The organism is Gilliamella sp. W8136 (assembly GCF_016101285.1).
Taxonomy (GTDB): Bacteria; Pseudomonadota; Gammaproteobacteria; order Enterobacterales; family Orbaceae; genus Gilliamella; species Gilliamella apicola_N.
In genome coordinates, this window is the sequence record NZ_JACFQU010000020.1 from 1 (window position 1) to 14,251 (window position 14,251).

General features: G+C 32.6%; 12 protein-coding genes. 9 read left to right on the top strand and 3 right to left on the bottom strand.

Annotation, left to right across the window (positions count from 1 at the left end):
* The 5 genes from H3T96_RS12945 to H3T96_RS12965 all read left to right on the top strand — a co-directional run.
* Positions 1-1,076, top strand: a 1,076-nt coding sequence (locus tag H3T96_RS12945) for a hypothetical protein (protein ID WP_198248667.1), incomplete at its 5' end; no start/stop codon positions are given.
* Between the two features lie 86 nt (positions 1,077-1,162).
* Positions 1,163-2,314 carry a hypothetical protein gene (locus tag H3T96_RS12950; RefSeq protein WP_198248668.1) on the top strand — a complete coding sequence of 384 codons (1,152 nt, stop codon included), beginning with the start codon at positions 1,163-1,165 and terminating at the stop codon, positions 2,312-2,314.
* 86 nt (positions 2,315-2,400) lie between these two features.
* Positions 2,401-3,552, top strand: coding sequence for a hypothetical protein (locus tag H3T96_RS12955; protein ID WP_144093207.1), 1,152 nt, complete (start codon positions 2,401-2,403; stop codon positions 3,550-3,552).
* A gap of 87 nt (positions 3,553-3,639) precedes the next feature.
* Positions 3,640-4,782 carry a sel1 repeat family protein gene (locus H3T96_RS12960; protein ID WP_144093205.1) on the top strand — a complete coding sequence of 381 codons (1,143 nt, stop codon included), beginning with the start codon at positions 3,640-3,642 and terminating at the stop codon, positions 4,780-4,782.
* A gap of 415 nt (positions 4,783-5,197) precedes the next feature.
* Positions 5,198-6,730, top strand: a complete 1,533-nt coding sequence (locus H3T96_RS12965) for a tannase/feruloyl esterase family alpha/beta hydrolase (RefSeq protein ID WP_144093203.1) — start codon at positions 5,198-5,200, stop codon at positions 6,728-6,730.
* Between the two features lie 283 nt (positions 6,731-7,013).
* On the opposite strand, the gene H3T96_RS12970 is transcribed toward H3T96_RS12965, so the two are convergent.
* Complete coding sequence (locus tag H3T96_RS12970) at positions 7,014-7,556, bottom strand: DUF4865 family protein (protein ID WP_144093201.1); 543 nt, start codon at positions 7,554-7,556, stop codon at positions 7,014-7,016.
* A gap of 109 nt (positions 7,557-7,665) precedes the next feature.
* Here H3T96_RS12970 and H3T96_RS12975 point away from each other — a divergent pair, with 109 nt between their 5' ends.
* Positions 7,666-8,403, top strand: a complete 738-nt coding sequence (locus H3T96_RS12975; protein ID WP_144093199.1) for a LysR family transcriptional regulator — start codon at positions 7,666-7,668, stop codon at positions 8,401-8,403.
* A 17-nt stretch (positions 8,404-8,420) separates the two neighbouring features.
* Here the strand turns inward: H3T96_RS12975 and H3T96_RS12980 are convergent, their stop codons facing one another.
* Positions 8,421-9,287, bottom strand: a complete 867-nt coding sequence (locus H3T96_RS12980; RefSeq protein ID WP_144093197.1) for a helix-turn-helix transcriptional regulator — start codon at positions 9,285-9,287, stop codon at positions 8,421-8,423.
* 517 nt (positions 9,288-9,804) lie between these two features.
* Here H3T96_RS12980 and fsa point away from each other — a divergent pair.
* The 3 genes from fsa to H3T96_RS12995 all read left to right on the top strand — a co-directional run bounded on the left by fsa (position 9,805) and on the right by H3T96_RS12995 (position 12,066).
* On the top strand, positions 9,805-10,467 hold the full coding sequence (gene fsa / locus H3T96_RS12985; protein ID WP_086327077.1) for a fructose-6-phosphate aldolase: 663 nt from the start codon (positions 9,805-9,807) through the stop codon (positions 10,465-10,467).
* A gap of 195 nt (positions 10,468-10,662) precedes the next feature.
* Complete coding sequence (locus H3T96_RS12990; protein WP_144093195.1) at positions 10,663-11,460, top strand: siderophore-interacting protein; 798 nt, start codon at positions 10,663-10,665, stop codon at positions 11,458-11,460.
* An 18-nt stretch (positions 11,461-11,478) separates the two neighbouring features.
* Entirely contained in the window at positions 11,479-12,066 is a 588-nt protein-coding gene (locus tag H3T96_RS12995) for an ACP phosphodiesterase (RefSeq protein ID WP_144093193.1), read from the top strand.
* Positions 12,067-12,135: 69 nt separating this feature from the next.
* On the opposite strand, the gene H3T96_RS13000 is transcribed toward H3T96_RS12995, so the two are convergent.
* The gene (locus tag H3T96_RS13000) at positions 12,136-14,223 is read right to left on the bottom strand and encodes a 3-hydroxybutyrate oligomer hydrolase family protein (protein WP_144093191.1); all 2,088 of its coding nucleotides are present in this window, start codon (positions 14,221-14,223) and stop codon (positions 12,136-12,138) included.
* Positions 14,224-14,251 lie beyond the last annotated feature (28 nt).

The window sequence follows — 14,251 nt, forward strand, 5'->3', positions numbered from 1 at the left end:
TTTTATATTTTCATCATTTATTTAAGCAAGACAGAGATTTTGGTTTTGTTGATACAGAAAATATAACCATGGACTATACTATTTACCCTTCAACCATTCCTGAAAACCAATTATTACGCATAGAAGAAGCTGAAAAACTATATCGTGGTGCATTTAACGATCAAGTATTTTATGCTGTTGTAGATCCTGAAGACTTAGTTAAATTTATTAAACATGCTTGGCAGTGGGATAAAAATGCAATGCCTTATTATTATGACCTTCTTTATTGGCATGAATTTTATAATGAATATGCGAAAGAAGAAGGTATGATGTCTTTTAAAGAATTTATGAAAAAATATCGCGATCAGTTGGTTGATAATACCGGAAAACCGTTAATTGAACCGGTGGTATTTAAAGAACGAAATATGCGTAGTTATTTATGGAATAAATTTGCTGATTTAAAATATCCAAAATTTGCTTACCGAAAGGGTAGGAATTTTAGTCCTTGTGAAAGTGATAATAATGAGAAATATCTTCCATGCTCTGATGAACAATTAGAAGAGAGTATTAAATATTACAATTATGCTTTGGAAGGTGGTTATCACTGTTATGAGGATTTAACAGCACGAATGCTGTTTCAACAAGGATCTCATTATAAAGATAAAGAATTCAAAAAAATTAATAAATTAACCGAATATCGTAAATCATTAATACCAGAAAGATTAGAACTGGCAATTGATTATGCCGAAATAATAGCTGAGCACAGTTCAATTATTGGTATATTAAGGGTGACTGAAGCCTATTTATATGGTTTAGGGCGTGAGCAAGATCCAGTAAAAGCCTATGCATGGTCACTATTAAGTGATTATGCAAAACAAAAAATTATTGAAATCGGTAATAATTTAGCATGGGATTATTATCAGCTTTCTCCAGTTTGGGAATATAATAAGGAAATTCAAACTCGTTTAGAACAAATTCTTACCCCAGAACAAAAACAAGCCGCACAAAATGAGTTAGCAGAGTTAAAAACCAAAATTATTGATTGGAATTATAATCGTTGGCAAGAGCAAATTGATGATTTTCATCCTAAACCTTAATTTTTTGAAATATGCTCGTTATAAACTTAAAGCTAGTTAATTATAGCCTATTAAGATATTGCAAATTTAAGTGAATGGAATTGAGGGTGAATAATAAAGTGAAACAATCAAAATTCAAAAGATTATTGGTAATCAGCATTATTATGGCTATTGGTGGTTATTTTTTATATTTTCATCATTTATTTAAGCAAGACAGAGATTTTGGTTTTGTTGATACAGAAAATATAACCATGGACTATACTATTTATCCTTCAACCATTCCTGAAAACCAATTATTACGTATAGAAGAGGCTAAAGAGCTATATCGTCGTGCATTTGACGATCAAGTATTTTATGCTGTCGTTAATCCAGAAGCGTTAGTGAAATTTATCAGACATGCTTGGCAATGGGATAAAAATGCAATGCCCTATTACTATGATCTTATTGTTTGGCAAAAGTATTATGATGATAACAAAAAAGAAAAAGGTATGATTTCATTTTCTGAGTTTATGAAAAAATATCGCGATCAGTTAGTTGATAATACCGGAAAACCGTTAATTGAACCGGTGGTATTTAAAGATCGTAAAATGCTAAGTTATTTATGGGATAAATTTGCTGATTTAAAATATCCAAAATTCGCTTACCAAAAGGGATGGAGATTTAGTCCGTGTAAAGGCGGTAATAATGAGGAATATATTCCATGCTCTGATGAACAATTAGAAGAGAGTATTAAATATTTCAATTATGCTTTGGACGGAGGTTATCACTGTTATGAGGATTTGACTGCACGAATGCTGTTTCAACAAGGCGATCATTATAAAGATAAAGAATTCAAAAAAATTAATAAATTAATCGAATATCGTAAATCATTAACACCAGAAGATTTAAAACTGGCAATTGATTATGCCGAAATAATAGCTGAGCACAGCTCAATTATTGGTATATTAAGGGTGACTGAAGCCTATTTATATGGTTTAGGGCGTGAGCAAGATCCAGTAAAAGCCTATGCATGGTCACTATTAAGTGATTATGCAAAACAAAAAATTATTGAAATCGATAATAATTTAGCTTGGTATCGTCATCAGCTCCCTCCAGTTTGGGAATATAATAAGCAAATTCAAACTCGTTTGGAACAAATTCTTACCCCAGAACAAAAACAAGCTGCTCAAAATGAGTTAGCTGAGTTAAAAACCAAAATTATTGTTTGGGATTACAACGAATGGAAAGTGCAAATTGATGATTTTCATCCTAAACCTTAATTTTTTGAAATATGCTCGTTATAAACTTAAAGTTAGCTAATTATAGCCTATTAGGATATTGCAAATTTAAGTGAATGGAATTGAGGGTGAATAATAAAGTGAAACAATCAAAGTTCAAAGGATTATTGGTAATCAGCATTATTATGGCTATTGGGGGTTATTTTTTATATTTTCATCATTTATTTAAGCAAGACAGAGATTTTGGTTTTGTTGATACAGAAAATATAACCATGGACTATACTATTTACCCTTCAACCATTCCTGAAAACCAATTATTACGTATAGAAGAGGCTAAAGAGCTATATCGTCGAGCATTCGACGATCAAGTATTTTATGCTGTTGTAGATCCTGATCACTTAGTTAAATTTATTAAACATGCTTGGCAATGGGATAAAAATGCAATGCCCTATTATTATGATCTTCTTCTTTGGCATGACGTATATGATGAAAATGAAAAGGAAGACGGTATGATGTCATTTACTGAATTTATGAAAAAATATCGCAATCAGTTGGTTGATAGTACCGGCAAACCGCTAGTTGAACCAGTAGTATTTAAAGATCGTAAAATGCTTAGTTATTTGTCGAATAAATTTGCTGATTTAAAATACCCAAAATTTGCTTTCCAAAAGGGATGGAGATTTAGTCCGTGTAAAGGCGGTAATAATGAGGAATATATTCCATGCTCTGATGAACAATTAGAAGAGAGTATTAAATATTTCAATTATGCTTTAGAAGGAGGTTATCACTGTTATGAGCATTTGACTGCACGAATACTGTTTCAACAAGGTGCTCATTATAAAGATAAAGAATTCAAAAAAATTAATAAATTAACCGAATACCGTAAATCATTAACACCAGAAGATTTAAAACTGGCAATTGATTATGCCGAAATAATGGCTGAGCACAGCTCAATTATTGGTATATTAAGGGTGACTGAAGCCTATTTATATGGTTTAGGGCGTGAGCAAGATCCAGTAAAAGCCTATGCATGGTCACTATTAAGTGATTATGCAAAACAAAAAATTATTGAAATCGATAATAATTTAGCTTGGTATCGTCCTCAGCTCCCTCCAGTTTGGGAATATAATAAGCAAATTCAAACTCGTTTGGAACAAATTCTTACCCCAGAACAAAAACAAGCTGCTCAAAATGAGTTAGCTGAGTTAAAAACCAAAATTATTGATTGGAATTATAATCGTTGGCAAGAGCAAATTGATGATTTTCATCCTAAGCCTTAATTTTTTGAAATATGCTAGTTAATAAACTTAAAGCTAGCTAATTATAGCCTATTAGGATATTGCAAATTTAAGTGAATGGAATTGAGCGTGAATAATAAAGTGAAACAATCAAAGTTCAAAGGATTATTGGTAATCAGCATTATTATGGCTATTGGGGGTTATTTTTTATATTTTCATCATTTATTTAAGCAAGACAGAGATTTTGGTTTTGTTGATACAGAAAATATAACCATGGACTATACTATTTATCCTTCAACCATTCCTGAAAACCAATTATTACGTATAGAAGAAGCTGAGAGGCTATATCGTCGAGCATTCGACAATCAGGTATATTATGCTGTCGGAGATCCTAATGAGTTAGTAAAACTTATTAAACATGCTTGGCAGTGGGATAAAAATGCAATGCCCTATTATTATGATCTTCTCCTTTGGCATGACGTATATGACAAAAAAGAAGGTAAGATGTCATTTACTGAATTTATGAAAAAATATCGCGATCAGTTAGTTGATAATACAGGCAAACCGTTAGTTGAACCGGTGGTATTTAAAGATCGTAAAATGCTTAGTTATTTATGGGATAAATTCGCTGATTTAAAATATCCAAAATTCGCTTACCAAAAAGGTTGGAGATTTAGTCCTTGTGGATACGATAACAAAGGGGAACGTTTGCCATGTTCTGATGAAGATCTTGAAGAAAGTATTAAGTATCTTAATTATGCTCTTGACGGAGGTTATCACTGTTATGAGGATTTGACAGCACGAATGCTGTTTCAACAAGGCTATCATTATAAAGATGAAGAATTTAAAAAAATAAATAAATTAATCGAATATCGTAAATCATTAATACCAGAAGATTTAAAACTGGCAATTGATTATGCCGAAATAATGGCTGAGCACAGCTCAATTATTGGTATATTAAGGGTGACTGAAGCCTATTTATATGGTTTAGGGCGTGAGCAAGATCCAGTAAAAGCCTATGCATGGTCACTATTAAGTGATTATGCAAAACAAAAAATTATTGAAATCGATAATAATTTAGCTTGGTATAGTCATCAGCTCCCTCCTGTTTGGGAATATAATAAGGAAATTCAAACTCGTTTGGAACAAATTCTTACCCCAGAACAAAAACAAGCCGCACAAAATGAGTTAGCTGAGTTAAAAACCAAGATTATTGTTTGGGATTACAACGAATGGAAAGAACAAATTGATGATTTTCATCCTAAGCCTTAATTTTGGGAAATTTTTTATGGAACATTATAATACGTACTAATGTAAGCCCGATCTGGCTGTCATCTATTTCTTTAAATGATGGTCAGATTGAAATAGTTTACTTTTTCTTTCCAAGTCATCTTATCAAATAAATTTTTATTACAATTCTATTAAAACACATTACAATTTACAATCATCAGAAATATTTATAAATTTTTACAATGAGTTAGATATTCAAAGTTACATTTTGATGGTAATTATCGTTGATGGATATTGTCTTTTTTTATTTCTTAATATTTCAAAGTGAAAAAATACGGCAGAGTGACATTCGCTGATAGAAATTAATTATTATTTATGTTGTTATTTATGTAAGTAATGCATAATATTAATCTAAATAGTTTTAGAAAAGATATTTTTTGATGATAGGAATAGAGATATGATGAAATATAGTTTATTGTTTTTATCGGTTTTAAGTTGTTTGAGCGCTTCTGCTTATGCAAAACCACCTTCAATGTGGGATTCAGCCGAAAGTTGTAAAAAATTAAGTGATTTGAAATTAGATAATGCAAAAGTCGTAAATACTAAGTTAATTGAAGGAAATTTTACGCCACCTTCCAAATTAGCTGATACTCTACGGGGAGCTAAAGCAAAAGAAATCGTTGGTTTACCACAGATTTGCCGAGTTGAATTAACTATTGAGCCTGCTATTAATGTTGAAGTATGGTTGCCAAGCCAATGGAATCATCGTTTACAATCAATAGGTGGTGGTGGATATGCAGGGTTTATACCATTTGATAAGTTAGCTGTAGCGGCTAAAAATGGTTATGTCACAGCGGCGACAGATACTGGACATGTAGGGAATCTGGTTGATGGTAAATTTGTCTTTAAAGATGGCAAATTACAAACTGATGCGGTAAGAGATTTTGCACATCGTAGTGTACATGAAATGACGATAAAAACTAAACAAATTATTGAATCATATTACGGTCAGGCTGCAGATTATTCGTATTGGAATGGTTGTTCTACAGGAGGGCGTCAAGGACTAATGGAAGCGCAATGGTACCCAACTGATTATGATGGTTTATATATTGCAGCCCCAGCAATCTATTGGGATAAATTTGTACCTGCAGAATTATGGCCGCAAGTTGTAATGCAAGAAGAGTTAGGTAGACCTATTGGAAGCGATAAGCTAAATAAAGTTAGAAAAGCGATCATTGAATTTGCGGATGAAAAAGATGGCATTAAAGATGGAATAATTAATGACCCAACAACATTAGAAATCAGTGATGATCTACTTAATCAAGCAGGCCTAAACAAAGATGAGATTCGAACATTACGAAAAATCTGGCAAGGTCCAACAGATCAAAATGGAAAGTCTTTATGGTTTAGTATTGAACCATCCGCTCCACTTGATGTATTAGCTGGTAATGAAGGACCTTTTCCTATACCACTTGATTATTTGAAGTATTGGATTAAACAAGATCCTAATTTTGATTGGAAAAGTTTAGGATATAAAGGTTATGAAAAGTATTTCAATCAATCCGTTAAAATGTTTGCTCCAATAATGGGAACTGATGATACAGATTTAAGTCAGTTTAAAAAATTAGGTGGAAAAATGATTATTTGGCATGGTTTGGATGATCGTCTTGTAGCACCAAAAGGATCAATTCAATACTATAATGATGTATTGAAAACCATGGGTGGCAAAGAGTATGTAGATAATTTTGCCAAACTTTATCTAGCACCTGGTGTTGATCATTGTAATGGTGGTGATGGCCCAGATAAAATTAATGGTTTTGAAACATTAGTTAATTGGGTTGAGAAAAAACAAACGCCAACGACTCTAATAGCTAAAAAAATAAAAAATGGTCAAGTCACCATGCAACGACCTTTATGTCAATATCCTCAACAAACAATATATACAGGTAACGGTGATACCAATAACCCTGAAAATTTTGTATGTCAATAATTCAGTAACTAGCTAACCTAAATATTGGGTTAGCTAGCTTTTTTATGCTTAAAGCGCTCAGAATTTTCTTTTTTGTTGAAGTTGGCCTTTTATGTGTGCGCAAGTAAGAACTTTTGTTTTTTCTCTCTTTCATTATAAACCTTGAGTTTATAATGAAATGGTATAGACTCCTGAATATTTTTTACATGATATAACTGTTATATATTTAAAAATGCATATAATCTAAAATTTTTTGAAGTACTTTAAGGCAAAATCAATCTATAAAATTAGCTCTAAAAAATTATCAATAAATCGCTGGTACTGTCCCTTTTGCTAGATACAAAATTTGATAAATATTTTTTTGTTCGCTAGCTGGTTTTTTCTTGAAAAAAGTATACGAAGTATATTGCCATTTGTCGGGATTATAGATGACGACATTGCCTATCTGATCTTGGTGTTTAGTTGTTTTGAAACTAAAATTTTTTAGTTGAGCTTGCACAGGTATAGCGTGATGTTCTTCTAATACATATTTACTGAGAAAAAAGTTATCTTCTAATTCAATTTTTGTCGTAATGCCAATATTAATATTTTGCCAGCCAAATGAGTCAATTATATTGTCAAAATAGCCATCAAAAATAAATTTAGTCATGCCGTTAGTGTGATGCCAAATATACAGCGGGCAATAACTATTGGTTAGATTGTCATTGCCTTGTTCTGAGATTAAATAAGCTTTAAAAAGTAAATCTTCAAAGCCATCCATTTTATAACCATTTTGGTTGACGCGATTTTTTATGATCTGCATATCATAATCGGCAGGTAAAAGAATTTTATATTGCATAGCTTGCATTGTTTTTCCTCCTTTTAATTTTATCGTTAGTTTAATAACTTAATTGAGGTTTGAATAATTCTAATTTATGATTGAGTTATCAAAAAAAATGATAGGTTACTGAGCAAAAATGGATTTTAAAGGATTACATATTTTTAAAACGATTTATGATCTTAAAAGTCTTAATAAAGCGGCTAAAGCGTTGAGCTATACACAATCAAATATAACAGCTCATTTAAAAAAGATTGAACATGAATTGCGAGCAACGTTATTTATTCGTGGTTTTGATGGCGTTAGACCTACCGAAAAGGGGGAACAATTTTATCAATTTACTTTGCAGACGTTAGCGCAGTTTTCACAACTCAAACAATCTTTTAAAGGTAAACATTCTACATTATTAATTTCGGAACTTTTATTTCAGTTTCTGGTTATTGAAACGAAAAAATATTGCCTTGAATCCACAGAAATTATTATTAAACGAACCAGTGATATATCTAATGCAATTCATCATCATTATTATGATGAAGTAATTACTTTTGAAAAATTTAAACATCCTGATTATCTTTTAACAAAAACCGAAAATTTACCGATTGCTTTTTTACAAAGTCAATCAATTGAGACGCCCGATCTTTTACCAATATTTATCAATAATGATGAACATTGCCCATTAAGAGCCAAAACGCTTGCTTTAAATTATCCATCCGAAAATCTTATTACGGTTGATTCTTTAAGCCAAATATTAAATCTTGTCGAGAAAGGACAAGGTATAGCATTGTTGCCAATTTTTTTAATGAAAGATAAATTCAAAACCATTAATAATCATTGCGACTTTGTTAAATATTATGGTTATCAACATAATAGCGTTTAATTTTTACTAAAATCGCATTATTTTTGAGATAACTTACTGTGATATTGTCGGCGGTATTCGGTAGGTGAACGTTCGGTTTTTTTTCTAAAAATTCGACAAAAATAGTTACTGTCTTTAAAGCCTGAAGCATGGGCGATCTCTTTTACATTTAAATCATAGTTTTTAAGTAATGATTTGGCATATTCTAAACGGATTTGATTCAAATATTCATTCAGTCCAATCTTTCCTTCACGTTGGAAAAGATGTGATAAGTAATTAGGAGAGATGTAGAACATTTTCGCTAAAAAGTCGCGGGTCACATCTTCCCGAAAATGCGTATCAATATACTGGCGAATCGCTTCAAATAAACTGGTGGTTTTTGAGGAGGTTTCAATATCGGCGTTGAGCAAATCAAGCGTACTACTCAGCAAGCTATGAATAAGAAAATAAGCGGTTTGATTTTGTTCTGACGGTTGATTATGCCAAGTAAGTTCTGCAATTGCTTGAATAATAAAGGCACCAACACGTGGTCCACGTCTTGCAATATTGAGTTGACCTTTAGGAATTATCTGCGTGCCATCCCAATGTAATAAACTTAGACCAATTTGTTGTTTGCCAAATAAAATACTCAAAATGGTAACAGGTTTATGCCACAAAGGTTTATTCCAACTATTAGAGGTCACATAGAGAATATCATTGGCATACAGAGTATTACTGATTTGTTCACCTCTATCATTTGCGCATAATATTTCTTGTTGACCATTGATAATGATCTCTATACGAGGAAAATTAACTTGGTAAGCAAGAACAGGGGCGAGTAGAGCATTATTGGCAAAATATATTTTATTGATACTGTTAATTTTGCTTGTAAATTGTCTCAGTATTTGTTCAATAGATAAATCCATAAAAACGCTCCAACTAAATTAATTTATACTTGCCAAAATTTTTTATATAACCAGTGGTTAAACTGCATAATTTGGATTGAGCACATGATGCGCGATAAAAAGTAAGTGTATAGTAGGGGAAAGTAACAATTTATTAGATTAATAATGGAAAAATTATCCTGATTCAATCGCTGTTTTACCATTAGTTTTATAGATGAAATAAAACCACAATTTATCATGTTTTATTTCTATTTTATAGTGTTAATGTTTTCACTATTTAATCGAAAATATACACAACATTACAATTAATAACATATTAAAAATATAAACTTAGCATTGTTTCGATATCTATAGTAATTAACTCTCTTTTTTTTTGATTATGTGATCAGACTCTCATTTTTATTTAAAGCATACAAAAATCCAGTAAATGACAGATTCGTCTTCTAGGTTTTTGCTTAAATATTCTTTATTATCAAACTATTATTTATGTACTACTTTTTTTATATAAAGATTAATTATCCAAGTTAGGGGGTTCAATATGGAACTATATTTAGATACAGCCGATATTGCGGCAATTAAGCGTTTAGCGCCCGTGTTGCCAATTAATGGGGTAACAACCAACCCAAGTATTGTGGCAAAGTCAGGTAAAAACATTTTTGAGTTGTTAGATGAACTGCAAAATGTGTTAGGTCCCGATAAGTTGCTCTTTGCACAAGTGCTGGCAAGTGATGCAAAAGGGATGATTAAAGAAGCCGAACAACTTAGAGAGGTCGTACCGTCAATTGTGACTAAAATTCCCGTTAATGCACAAGGTTTAATGGCTATTAAAGAGTTAACTCAACAGGGAATTACAACGTTAGGAACAGCAGTCTATGGTGCTGGGCAAGGATTTTTGGCAGCACTTGCTGGAGCAAAATATATAGCTCCCTATGTGAATCGTATTGATGCACAAGGTGGCAACAGCAAAGAAACGGTTTTAGAATTACAAAAATTGCTTGATTTGCATTGCCCTGAATCAGTGGTGTTAGCAGCAAGTTTTAGAACGCCAAGACAAGCATTAGATTGTATGTTAGCGGGTTGTAAAGCCATTACCTTGCCAGTCGATGTGGCAGAATTATTTATCTCTGACCCCGCAGTCGATGCGGCAGTAGCTAAGTTTGATCAAGATTGGTGTAGCGCATTTGGTTCATTAAAATATTAATTTTATCTTCTAGGCTATTTTTTAGGTTAAGTAATATTATTATTTGCATCGGTGAAATCTGTTCCATTAAATTTAAATGGAACAAGTGAGTTTTATTTTTGGACTAAAAAATAGCGTTTTTTTTTGATGTTTTGCTGTATGATAATCCAACATCCAAAGGCAATAATATCCATAAAAAATTTAAGGAGTTAACTAATGACAGATAAACCCAAAAAATCAAAAAAACTTATTGTTAATGCGCTATTAACAGTATTAAAAGTTGAGAAGATTTCACCGAGCTTTATACGTGTGCAGTTTAGTAGTAATAAACCGTTTGATGTTGATTCTGCGTGGGTTTGTCCTCATGTTAAATTGCTTTTTCCTGAGCCTATTACAGGTGAAATTTTATTTCCTAAACTAGACGAAGATAATAAGATTGTGGTAAGTGATAAAGTTCGTCAATTGGCGCGCAGTTATAGTGTACGTGAATTTGATAGTGTGACTAATCAGTTGTTTATTGATTTTGCGATTCATGAAAGTGGTTTGGCGACTGTTTGGTCAAGACACGCTAAAGTTGGTGATCAGATTGGTTTGGTCGGTTCTGCTGGTAAACTGTCGTTCACCGATAATTGTTTGGTGTTGATGGGGGATATTTCAGCTGCACCAGCAATCTGTTATACGCTTGAACATTTACCTGAAAAACAAAAAGTTTATGCGTTTATTCTGGTTAATCATCCTAAAGATATTGTGCCACTACCAGATAATGAAAATGTGCAAGTTAATTGGTTAGTTCAAGATAATACAAAACCTAATCAATTGGTCGATGTAGTAATAAATACTGAATTTGCCGAACAGGATAAACTTATGTTTTGGGGCGGAATGGAAAGTTCATTAGCTCAACAATTACGACGAGCATTGAAAGATAAATATACTCAGCTTGCACCAGAAGCGATTCATATTACGAGCTATTGGCGTGAGGGTTTTGCTGAAGGTGAATTTAAACATCGTGACTAATCAATTATACTTGATTTTATGAATATTTTAGCGCATCTACATTTAGCTTCGCTGGCTAGTAGTTCATTAATTGGCAATACGGTAGCGGATTTTGTTAAAGGTGATCCTTATTTAACTTATACTGACGATATTGCTGATGGAATTATGCTACATCGCAAAATTGATAGCATGACCGATAATCTGCCTGAAGTGAAGCAAGCGAAATTATTGTTTCGCCAAACACATCGGCGCGTGGCGTCAATTGCATTGGATATCGTGTGGGATCACTTTTTATCAAAACAGTGGTTGACCTTTGGCGTTATGGGAACTGTTAGCGAATTTAATCAATATACCAAACAGCAAATTCAACCTTTTATTACTCAATATCCTATTGATTATCAAAATTTTATGCAAGCTATGTGGCAAGGTGAGTGGCTAGAAAATTATGCCTCAATTGATTTTGTTGAAAAGGTATTAAATGGTATGGCAAAAAGGAGACCCAAACTCTTTTTATTGAAAGAAAACATCATTGATATTCAGCAAAATTATTCTGAGTTAAAAGCATTATTTGCTGTTTTATATCCTAAAATACGCACATCAGTACTCTTATCCAAATTTACTTTATAAAGATTTTGACTACCGGTATTAAGTCAGTTTAGAAACTTAACCCGATAGTTAAAGATGATTTCTTAATGATTAATTAGGAATAATCAGTTCGCCATTTTCTTTCTTGATGATATTGCTACTGTTAGGCGATTGTAATATTGGTACTAAATTTTGGGCAGTGGCATCAGGTGTAAATGCAATTTTTCCTGCACGAGGCTTAGCATGAATTACTTGGCTGTCAGGCAGCGTTGCATTGTTGGTTAAATTAGCCCACAACCACTCTATCGCATCCTCACCATAATAATCAATTGAGACGAGCGAATTATCAAATGGAGGTTTTCCTTCTAAATAACTACTATTTTTTACCTCAATATAACGTAATTGTGAATTGTTACCTTCCACTTGACTGTTTAACGCCACATAAGCGCGGGAAGTATAATCTGGTAGTTGTTTTACATTATTACGACCATGGATGATAAATGTTTTAATTCCATTTAAATTGGCTGAAGCGATAACTTGTTTCATACCTAGCTCAACTTGAGGCTCTTTTAATTTGTTATATAAACAAATTGCTCCTTTGCTGTTGTAGTCAATTCCATCTTTATTATCGGAACTTGAATAGAAATCTCTTCTTGGTGAATATATATCTTCATCATTGACAAGAGCCAACACGGTTGATTCATCCCCTAGCCATATCGGAAGTTGTCCATTTGCCAATCCCCATAATTGCTGGAAATCTATTTCTGATAAAGGCTCAACTTTACCTATATAAAGGAGTGGATTTTTTTGGGTGCTTGCAACTGAATAATTACACATTTTTTCCATAATGTCATAATGACCATAGGCACTAATATATTGATAAGGTAAACCTATTGTTTCTTTAAAATAAAAATATGGAAGCTGCTTCTCCATTTCGGATGTCCAACCATATTGACGCAATTTTTCAAGTGCTTCTTTTGGGGTTCCATAAACTAATAATTGTGCCTTTTTTAATGCATCACAACGATTTTGCGCATAGATAAATTTATCAGCAAAAGGTAAATGGATATCTTTATTATTGTCAATAATCGCAGGAACAGCGCAAGGTATATATAATGATGCATAAGCGCTATATTCTGCTATTGAACGATACTCAATTTTTGTTGGCGGTTTTTGTCCGAGTTTAACCGTTACAGGTATCGTTTCAGAGTAAGGTGCGATTTGTGGATTAACTGCAACAATACCTTTTATCGTATTATTTTTATCTAACTCTCCTGCTTTTAAAGCGGCTCCTGCGCCATCAGTTGCACCATAAACTAATACTAGCGTATTATCTTTATCAAATATGACCTTTTTAGTCGGTGAAAATTGAGTATTGATTTGGTAAAAAGCAAACTCAATGGATTTTAAAACAAATTCCCCCCAACGTTCTTCAGAATTCTGTTTTGAGTGCAGTTGTTTTATTGCATAGCGATTAGGGTGGGTTTTTACATATTGTTCTCTATTTTCTATTTTTGGTTTAAACAGTAAATTGTCTGTTTGTACCTTGCCATTGATCGCATAACCACGTTGATTGGTTATATCATAAATACCATTCCCTAAACCCTTATCATTATAAACGACTGCACAGTTATGACGAAGTCCCCATAATCCTCGAATTTGTACATCATATGCATTAAATAATCCATCAGAATCAGTTGATGGTACTGCAACAATACATGGTTTATTTTTATCAAAATCCAATGGGATTTGTACTAATAACCCGACACTCTCATCGTTATTTTTAAAGGTTGCTAATATTTCAGTACCAGCTATTTTGCCATCAAACATAGGAGTAAGATTTTTTCTTTGAAAACCAAAAAATGTCCCTTCTCCTGTTTTGGTATCAATAAAACGATTCAATTTTAGTTGTCTAAGTTCTTGTGGGGTTGGTTTGGCAGGGTCAGCAATGGTTGGTTTAATCACGAGTGTTGATAAAGGCGTAAATCCCAACCCAGCTGTTACTAAGTCATCGGTATCTCCGTCATAGTAGGTCGAACTTTCAATTGTTATCCCGGTTGGATACTGGATAAGATTCATCTCTTCACGAGATATACTTAATCTTGAATCACTTTTAGCTTGTGCTGCAAAAGGAATGATAGCGGTGGTAACACATATTAACGATACCAATGCTTTTATTTTTATATTTTTAATTCTCATTGCAAGTATTTCCTTTCTTAACAACCAA